The sequence below is a fragment of the Betaproteobacteria bacterium genome, assembly GCA_009377585.1.
In the GTDB taxonomy this organism is placed as follows: Bacteria; Pseudomonadota; Gammaproteobacteria; order Burkholderiales; family WYBJ01; genus WYBJ01.
The window spans coordinates 24739-31600 of sequence record WHTS01000068.1 but is presented as its reverse complement, the minus strand read 5'-3'; the positions used below and the strand labels follow the sequence as shown (position 1 = coordinate 31600).

Sequence of the window (6862 nt, the reverse complement as noted above, 5' to 3'; positions counted from 1 at the left end):
ATCTCGCCCGCGAACGGATGCGAGTGCGCGTACCCGCGCTGGGTGGAATAGCCCATCGCGAGCAGAAAGCCTTCGTCGCCGCGGGCGAGGTTCTGCAGGCGTTCGGCGCGCGAAGCGGGAAACTCGAGCGGCTGGCGTGTGAGATCGGCGGGCTCCGGATCGCCCGGGTCCGGCGTCGCGGCCTCCACCAGACCTTCGGCTCCGAGCAGATCGGCAACGCGTGGAACCGCGCCGTCCGGCATCGCGGCGGCCAGCTTCGTCTCGGCTGCCCTTGCGCGCGCGCGGCCGTGCGCCGCCAGCGAAAAATCGAGCATGCGCTGGGTGTAGTCGTAGGTCGGCCCGAGGATGTGGCCGCCGGGCAAGTCCTTGAACGCGGCCGAAATGCGCCGGCGCAGTTGCATGCGCGACGTGTCGAGCGCGCACGTGTAGCCCAGCCGCGGCAAGGTCGTCCGGTACGCACGCAGCAGGAATATCGCCTCGACCGCGTCGCCGGCGGCCTGCTTGATCGCGAGCGCGGCGAGCTCGGAGTCGTAGAGCGAAGCCTCGGTCATCACCCGGTCCACCGCGAGCCGCATCTGCTGCCTGATCTGCGCGAGCGACAGCTCCGGCACCGCCACGTCGCCGCGCCGGTGCTCGTCCAGCAGCGCATGCGAACCGAGGATCGCCTGTTCGCCGCCCTTGACTGCTACGTACATGTCACGCCTCGATGCGGGTGGTGCGCGGCAGGCCGGCCAACCGGTCGCCGCTTGCGAGAAAGCAATCGATGCCGCGCGGGAAGAGGCGCTGCAGAGCGCTCCATTCGCGCACGAATCGCGTATCCAGCCCGCCGGATGCGAGCAATGCGCATTCGGCGATGCCCGGGCCGCGCAGCGTCCAGCCGCCGTGCGGCGCGAGCGTGTCGACCTGGATCAGCAGCGTCGCCGAGCGCTCCGGATGCTCTTCGGTTCCGATCGCGAACGCGGCAAGCGAAGGCAGGTCGCGAGCCGTAGCGACGAAGGCCACGTCCGCATCGGCCGGATCGCTCACCAGTACGCACCCGGTGTGGAAGCGCAAGTACGCTGCGGCCCGCTCGCCCGCGGGCGAGCGGGCGAGCCACAAGCGCGTGTCCTGATCGAGCAGCACCAGCAGCAGCGCGCCCGCGGCGCGGGGAAGGCATTCGGGCAACTCGGCCCGGCAGTCGATCTCCACGATCTCGCCCGGGCGCGAAAGTGCGTGCAGCGCGCGGCGGAATACGGCCTGGCTCTCGAACACAGGGTCGGCGAACCCGCGCCCGATACTGGCCAGCTCCATCTGCGGCCTCATGCCGCGTCCCCGACGTGCGTTCCCCCGCCCTCGGCAGCGGGGTCCGTGGCAAGCGCCGAGCTTTCCCGCGCCACGGTGAGGAAATCCACGCGGGTCGCAGCCACCTTGCGCGCCATACGACGCCGCTCGTCGTCGAGGTGACGCTGGATGGGAGCGAGCAGGATGTTACGCACGGCTTTCCGATGCGCCTCCGACTGCAGCATGGCGTCGGCGAGCGCGGTCAGCTCGGCGTGCCGGTGCGAGCGGCCGAGCACGTAGCCGATGCCCACGTGATGTTCGTGCAGGCGCAGCACGCAGCGGGTCACGCTCACTTCCCCGAGATTGAAGCGGTTGCCGCTGCCGCCGACACGCCCACGCACCATGTAGAGGCCGGTTTCGGGACGGCGCAGCCACGTGTAGCCCGGCACGGGCAGGAACTTGAATCCCGCCTCCAGCATGTCGAGCGGCGCGCGGGCGAGCGTCGCCATCCAGGCACGGCGCGCCTCGAGCGGCGCATGAGCAGGCATTTCTTGCAGCATCGATGTCATTCGCGAGGCAACCAGGGATCGACGATTCGGACGAGGCAAATGCTAGGGCGCGCGCGTGAAGGCTTCGTGAAGGCTTCGTGACAAGACGGTGACAACGACCGCGCGCAGCTACGCCATCACCGCCTCGCGCACCAGCGCCTGGGGGCGGCAGACGAGAAGCCCGAGATCCGCGTCCAGCAGCACCACCGAGGCAGGCCGGGACGCCGGCGCGATCCCGCCGTGTCCCGACGATCCGTCATCGACCAGGCAGATCGCGCTGGACCCACCGACGCGGATGCCGTCGGCGGGGTCCTCGTCGACCGAGAAGTCGAAGACGCTCAATACGGCGCCGTGCCGTGCGCCGCCCGGGCGCATGGACGCGCTGCCATGGATCCGAAAGTCGTCTGCATGAGTGATACGCGGCGAGGGAACTCCGGAACGCACGCGGACGTCCGCCGCGCGCGGGACACCGTGCGTGGGCGCGAACAGGCTCGCCACCGCGGCCGTGACGGCGCCGAAGTCGGCTCCGGCAAGGTCGATCGCCTGCGGCGAGCTCGTCCCGGTCGCGATCGACGCATCGTTCGGCGGCTGACGGGGGACGCGCTCGATACTGTCCGAGGCGCCGAGCGAGATCGAGGGAACGCGTGTGCGCGTCGCCGAGGCGCCGGCCATGTACCGGAGCAGGCAGGCGCTGCGCAGCCGTTGTTCCGTGAGCACGAAGCACCCGTCGCCGATGTAGGTCAGGCCTTCCCCGTCGCCGAATCCGATCAGGGTCATGGTGCTCACCACGGCGCCTGTGCGGGTGATCTCGATCAATGCATCGGCCGCGTCTCCCAGCACGAGGAGCGTGCCGCGGTCCCAGTTGTAAGCGAGCGCGGACGCTGCCGAGGCCGGCGCCGGAAGCGCGAACGTGCGTTCCAGCCGATAACCGGAAAGGTCCAGGTTCGTGATTTCGCCATGGCCGAGAGTCGAAACGGCCGTGGCCGCGGCAAGGACGAGCGATCTCACCAGCATGCGCTGCTCCCAGGTTGCCTTCGAGGAAGCCCGGATGCTACGCGGCCATCGTTACAGAAATGTCCATGCTGCGGGCGCGTCGGACACGGCGATTGCAGTAAGGCCTGAAGCGAACCGGACCGCGCCGGGTCACGGAACGCGAATCGCGGCCGAAGCCACGATCTGCGCCCAACGCTCGATCTCCACGCGCAGGTAGTCGCCGAATTGGGAAGCGTCGGATGCATGGACTTCGAGCCCTTGCTGCTCGAATCCGCTTCGCCACCTCGGACGCAGCCAGGACGCGCGCCGTGGCTCGTTGCAGCGAATCGACCAGCGACGCGCGGGTCTTCGCCGGCACCAGCATGCCGTACCAGGTTGCATACTCGAATCCGGGCAGACCCGCTTCGTGCAGGCTCGGGACCTCCGGCGCGACGGCGGAACGCTTGCGGCTGCTGATTCCGATCGCTTTCAGCCGGCCTGCGCCGACATGCGGCGAGACGCTCGCCATGTTGGTGAAGGCCGCCGCGTCGATCCTCGCATCGCGCTCGAACAGCGATTGTCATCCTCGCGTCATGTTCCTGTAACGCGCGTCGAGCATTGTCCGCGCATGACCGCTCCCAACAACAACATGCCATACCAGAATACGAACCCCTTCTTCGTCGTTGGCGCACAACGTTCCGGAACGACGATGCTGCGCCTGATGCTCAATGCGCATCCGCGTCTCGTGGTCCCCTTCGAATCCGCGTTCATCCCGAAATACCATCGGCGTGCAGGCGAATACGGCGATCTGTCGCAGCCGGCCAACATCGCGCGCCTGCTGGACGATATCCGGGGCGAGCCCCACGTCGCACGCGGCGGCCTGGTGACCGATCCCGCCGCGGTGCTCGCTGCCTCGCCTCGCAGTTACGCGGAACTGGTCCGCAGCATATTCGAGCGCCATGCGGCGGCGAAGGGAAAGCCGCGCTGGGGCGACAAGACACCGGGCTACGGCAGCGACCTGGACATCCTCTGGCAGCTTTTCCCCGGCTGCAGGGTCATTCACGTGGTTCGGGACGGCCGGGACGTGGCCCTCTCGAACCGCGGCATAAGCTGGGGCGTCTGCAGCATGCCGCGGATCGCCTCGCTATGGCGCTGGGAAACGATGTTGACCCGGAAGCTCGGCAACATGATCGGAGCGCACTACATGGAGGTGCGCTACGAAGACCTGGTGCGGAATCCGGAACGGGAGCTGCGCCGCATCTGCGCGCACATCGAAGAGGATTTCGACCGCGCGATGCTGGATTACCACCGTTCGGCTCGGGATGAAATGCCGCAGGAGAGCCTGCAGTGGCACGGCAGCTCGATCACGCCACCGGACGACGCGAAAGTGTTTCAGTGGCGAAGAGCGCTGAGCCTGGCCGACCGGATCATCTTCGAAGACCATGCCGGGGATGCCTTGGAAGCATTCGGCTACCTGCGCGAAAACCACCCACCGACGGTTCGCAGCCGCGCGCGGATGCTGATCTATGCTGCTCTTGGACGATAGCCGCTTGCCGGGCGGCAGCGCTGGCGGCGTGGAACGCCAGCACTCCGGAATCTGTGTCTGGTTCACCGGGCTCAGCGGTTCGGGCAAGTCCACCACCGCCCTGGCGCTGCACGAGCTGCTGATCGCCAGCGGCCGCTACGTCACGATCCTGGATGGCGACGTCGTTCGGGCGTCCCTGTCGACGGGCCTGGGCTACAGCCGCGCGGACCGGGATACCAATGTCCGGCGCATCGGATTCGTGGCCGCCGAGATCGTACGCCACGGCGGCATCGTGCTGTGTCCCGTGATCAGTCCCTATCGCGCGACACGCGCCGAAGTGCGCGGCATGTTCGAACCCGGCCGGTTCGTCGAAGTGTTCGTCGATTGTCCGCTTGCGGTGTGCGAGGCTCGGGACGTGAAAGGCCTGTACGCGGCGGCCCGGGCCGGCCGCATCCGGCAGTTCACGGGAATCGACGATCCTTACGAACTGCCGCTCGATCCGGAACTGGTCATGTCGACCGTAACCGAAAGCCGCGAACGCAACGTGCGGGCCATCGTCGACCTTCTCGTGCAGCGGCAAGCAATCCGCGCGCTGGCGCCCGGCACCCAGCCGAAGTCCTCCGACGCAGCCGCTTAGTCAGCGGCTCACGCCCCCGTCCGGCCCAAGCCGGTTCCGCTCCCTACGCGCAGGCCACACCCGTCCGCAGGACACGGCGGCGAATCGGGCAAGCCCAACCGGCGAATCGATCATTCAGCGTCACGCCGCGCCGCGGCACACTGACCCTGCCGATCATCCGTTCCAGCTCCGGCTGGCTATTATCCGCCCTGGTGCGTGCAAGAACGGAAGGGCAGGACCCATGGCCAGGGTGATTCCCGACGGCTGGCGCGAGCTCGACGCCAGCGGTGCTGCCGGACGCGAGCTGCAGACGCTGGGGCAGCTCGCCGCGGGGCTGAGCGGCGACTACACCGTCTATCACGGCGTGCACTGGACGCGCGTCGAGCGTGGCAACTATGCGATCGTCGGCGAGATCGATTTCGCGCTCGTCGGCCCAACCGGCAAGGTGCTGCTGATCGAGCAGAAGACCGGTGTGCTGTTCGAGACGCCGCGCGGGCTCGTCAAGAGACGTTCGGGCAAGGAAGAGGAGGTGCCGTTCCAGATGGCACGCTCGGCCGAGGCGCTGCATGCGCGCCTGCGTCAGGTCTGCAAGAGCGAACAGGTCGAGCTGGACGCGCTGCTCTACTGCCCCGACTATACGGTGAAGGAACCGGGCAGCGCGGGAATCGACCCGGCGCGAATCGTCGACGCCGCGCGCAAGGATCGCCTGCTCGACACGATCCGCGCGATCCTGCCCGCGACCGGCGAGGTGCTGACGGCCAAGGCCAGGATCCACCGCTTTCTCAGCGATACGCTGGAGCTGGTGCCCGAAGTGCACGCGGTGGTCGGCGAGGCGGCGGTGCTCTCCACGCGGCTTTCCGGCGGTCTCGCGCATTGGGCACGCAGGCTCGAGTTCGAGCCGTTTCGGCTGCGCGTGATCGGCACCGCAGGCTCGGGCAAGACCCAGCTCGCGCTGGCGGTCTATCGCGATGCCGTCGCACAGAGCCGGCGTCCGCTCTATGTCTGCTACAACCGGCCGCTTGCCGATCACGTCGCGCTCATCGCCCCCGAGGGCGGCGAGATCGCAACCTATCATCAGCTCGGCGATCGCATCGCGCGGACACGAGGCGAGCCTCCCGATTTCCGCCAGCCCGGCGCCTTCGCTCACCTGGAGGCGCTGCTCGATGTGCATCGGCCGGACGCGGCGCAGCAGTACGACGAGCTGATCGTCGACGAGGGACAGGACTTTCATGCGCAATGGGCGCGCAACTTGCTGCGCTTCCTGCGTCCCGGCGGTCGCGCCTGGTGGCTGGAAGACCCGATGCAGAATCTGTACGGACGTGCGCCGATACCGCTCGAGGGCTGGGTGACACTGCGCTCCAGAGTGAACTATCGCAGCCCCAAGGACGTGCTCGAGACGCTCAACCGCGTGCTGCCGCTCGACCACCCGCTCGAAGCGGGGAGCCCGCTTGCCGGTTCGGAGGTCGACATCGCAACCTACGCCGACAGCCGCGAGCTGATCGCAAAAACGATCAGCGCGGTCACCCGCTGCATCGGCCTCGGCTTCACGCGTGCGCACGTCGCCGTCGTCACTTATCGCGGGCGCGAGCATTCGCAGCTCGCGTCCCACGATCGGCTCGGACCCTACCGGCTGCGCGCCCCCACCGGCCAGTACGATCTGCTCGGCAATGCGACCTTCACCGAAGGCGACGTACTGATCGACTCGGTGCACCGCTTCAAGGGCCGCGCCTCGCCCTGCGTCGTGTTCACCGAAATCGATTTCGAGGCGCTGGACGATGCGGCCGCGCGGCGGCTGTTCGTCGGCGCGACCCGCGCGACCATGAAGCTCGTGCTGATCGTCTCGGAGCGCACGGCGCATCTGTTGCAGGACCGCCTGCCGCCGACCCGCTGAGGCAGCGGACTGCGGACATTGCGGTCATGGCAGCTCGCCGGCCGACGGTC

8 protein-coding genes are annotated in these 6862 nt (G+C 68.2%); 3 read left to right on the top strand and 5 right to left on the bottom strand.

Annotated elements, in window-relative coordinates:
• The 5 genes from GEV05_19625 to GEV05_19605 form a co-directional block, all read right to left on the bottom strand.
• On the bottom strand, nt 1–695 hold a 695-nt coding region (locus GEV05_19625), incomplete at its 3' end, for a carbon-phosphorus lyase complex subunit PhnI (GenBank protein MPZ45556.1).
• A 1-nt stretch (nt 696) separates the two neighbouring features.
• Nucleotides 697–1302, bottom strand: a complete 606-nt coding sequence (gene phnH / locus GEV05_19620) for a phosphonate C-P lyase system protein PhnH (GenBank protein ID MPZ45555.1) — start codon at nt 1300–1302, stop codon at nt 697–699.
• Nucleotides 1299–1769 (bottom strand): phosphonate C-P lyase system protein PhnG, encoded by a 471-nt coding sequence (phnG, locus tag GEV05_19615; GenBank protein MPZ45554.1) that lies wholly within the window; start codon nt 1767–1769, stop codon nt 1299–1301. The genes phnH and phnG overlap by 4 nt, the downstream gene beginning before the upstream one ends.
• A gap of 168 nt (nt 1770–1937) precedes the next feature.
• Nucleotides 1938–2822, bottom strand: a complete 885-nt coding sequence (locus GEV05_19610; protein ID MPZ45553.1) for a hypothetical protein — start codon at nt 2820–2822, stop codon at nt 1938–1940.
• A 37-nt stretch (nt 2823–2859) separates the two neighbouring features.
• Nucleotides 2860–3309 (bottom strand): hypothetical protein, encoded by a 450-nt coding sequence (locus GEV05_19605; GenBank protein MPZ45552.1) that lies wholly within the window; start codon nt 3307–3309, stop codon nt 2860–2862.
• Here GEV05_19605 and GEV05_19600 point away from each other — a divergent pair.
• The 3 genes from GEV05_19600 (at nt 3289) to GEV05_19590 (ending at nt 6812) form a co-directional block, all read left to right on the top strand.
• On the top strand, nt 3289–4326 hold the full coding sequence (locus GEV05_19600; GenBank protein MPZ45551.1) for a hypothetical protein: 1038 nt from the start codon (nt 3289–3291) through the stop codon (nt 4324–4326). The two genes, GEV05_19605 and GEV05_19600, sit on opposite strands and share 21 nt — an antisense overlap.
• On the top strand, nt 4307–4942 hold the full coding sequence (gene cysC, locus GEV05_19595; protein MPZ45550.1) for an adenylyl-sulfate kinase: 636 nt from the start codon (nt 4307–4309) through the stop codon (nt 4940–4942). The genes GEV05_19600 and cysC overlap by 20 nt, the downstream gene beginning before the upstream one ends.
• A gap of 220 nt (nt 4943–5162) precedes the next feature.
• Entirely contained in the window at nt 5163–6812 is a 1650-nt protein-coding gene (locus GEV05_19590) for a nuclease (protein ID MPZ45549.1), read from the top strand.
• Nucleotides 6813–6862 lie beyond the last annotated feature (50 nt).

What these genes read in the sequence shown, in the direction of transcription:
- GEV05_19600 (MPZ45551.1), top strand. Translation starts at nt 3,289, where the DNA reads ATGCGGCGAGACGCTCGCCATGTTGGTGAAGGCCGCCGCGTCGATCCT.
- phnH (MPZ45555.1), bottom strand. Translation starts at nt 1,302, where the DNA reads ATGAGGCCGCAGATGGAGCTGGCCAGTATCGGGCGCGGGTTCGCCGAC.
- phnG (MPZ45554.1), bottom strand. Translation starts at nt 1,769, where the DNA reads ATGGCGACGCTCGCCCGCGCGCCGCTCGACATGCTGGAGGCGGGATTC.
- cysC (MPZ45550.1), top strand. Translation starts at nt 4,307, where the DNA reads ATGCTGCTCTTGGACGATAGCCGCTTGCCGGGCGGCAGCGCTGGCGGC.
- GEV05_19610 (MPZ45553.1), bottom strand. Translation starts at nt 2,822, where the DNA reads ATGCTGGTGAGATCGCTCGTCCTTGCCGCGGCCACGGCCGTTTCGACT.
- GEV05_19605 (MPZ45552.1), bottom strand. Translation starts at nt 3,309, where the DNA reads ATGGCGAGCGTCTCGCCGCATGTCGGCGCAGGCCGGCTGAAAGCGATC.
- GEV05_19590 (MPZ45549.1), top strand. Translation starts at nt 5,163, where the DNA reads ATGGCCAGGGTGATTCCCGACGGCTGGCGCGAGCTCGACGCCAGCGGT.